Consider the following 1,253-nt stretch of genomic DNA (forward strand, 5'->3'; position numbering starts at 1 on the left):
TACGCGCCCAGCTTGAAGCGCGGCGCGTCCCTCGCATCATGGGCCGACGCTTCCGCGCCGACCCGGACGCCTACCTCAGAGGCATCGAAGAGGAGCTCAGGCCATATTTGCCGGTGTAGAAAAAAAGGAAACACACGCGACATGGACCACCGGGGGCAAGGAGGGTGCAGCCCTCTCCTTTCTAGCACCCCCGCAGGCCCGTCTTCCGCGTTGCACCCGGCGAGATCGCGAACGCCGCGCCCGCGTTGGCCGCCTGATTCAAATCGTCAAGCGACATCACTTTCGACTTCGACGTCTTCACCTGTCCTGGCTGCGGCGGGAGCCGGAGGGGAGTGGCGGTGCTCAAAGGCCCCGGCGTCAAGGAGGTGTTGAGGCACCTGGGGTTGCCCACCCTCCCCTTGCCCCTGGCATCTGCACGTGGCCCGCACCAAGGGGAGTGGCTGCACTGAAGGGCACAGGCCCCCCGACACCTCGGTTTCAGCGCCACCGGCTGGGCCACACAGGCCGCCCGACACGCAAGCAGTGCGCGCGCAGGCAGGCGGCGGGGGGCCGCGCACCCCTCGAGGGCCACGGCCCGCCAGCGTCCGAGGGGGGCTCACAGAGGGGCTACCGGACGCCGAGGTGAAAGTGGCCGCCAATTCCGCCTATACGTTGAGTGAATCCGGGCACTTCGAGTCCACGGGGCAGTCCTCGCCAGTCCCGCCTGTCGCCCGGAGTACCCTCCAGCTTTGGAGACATTCTGGAGACAGAACCAGGGGCGCACGGTGCTCCAGGGAGGTTCGTGGGAGCCCATCGGTAGCGTGTGCTCTGGCGAGATGTGGCTGGGGATGGGCAGGTGGAGGAGCGCGGGGGGGCGTACCGGCGGAGGCAGCCGGAGGGGACGGTGCTGTACGAGGTGGTGAGGGACAACCTCGCCACATTGCTGGCGGAGGCGAGCGAGGTGAGGCGCGGCCTGCCCCGGTACGTGGAGCGGGACTTCGCCAGGTACCTGGAGTGCGGAGTGCTGGCGCACGGGTTCGCGCGGGTGCGCTGCGAGAGTTGCAAGGACGAGCTTCTCGTCGCCTTCTCGTGCAAGGGACGAGGGGTGTGCCCGTCCTGCAACGCGAAGCGGGCGCATGTGACGGCGGTGCACCTGGTGGAGCGGGTGCTGCCACACGTGCCCTACCGTCAGTGGACGCTGTCCTTCCCGCACCGGGTGCGCTGGGCGCTGTTGAAGGACAGCGGGCTGCTGTCGGATGTCCTCACCGTCTTCC

General features: G+C 68.4%; 1 protein-coding gene. It reads left to right on the top strand.

From position 1 onward, the window contains the following. Positions 1-802 precede the first annotated feature (802 nt). On the top strand, positions 803-1,253 hold a 451-nt coding region (locus tag G4D86_RS51655; RefSeq protein ID WP_205520436.1), incomplete at its 3' end, for a transposase zinc-binding domain-containing protein.

The organism is Pyxidicoccus caerfyrddinensis (assembly GCF_010894405.1).
In the GTDB taxonomy this organism is placed as follows: domain Bacteria; phylum Myxococcota; class Myxococcia; order Myxococcales; family Myxococcaceae; genus Myxococcus; species Myxococcus caerfyrddinensis.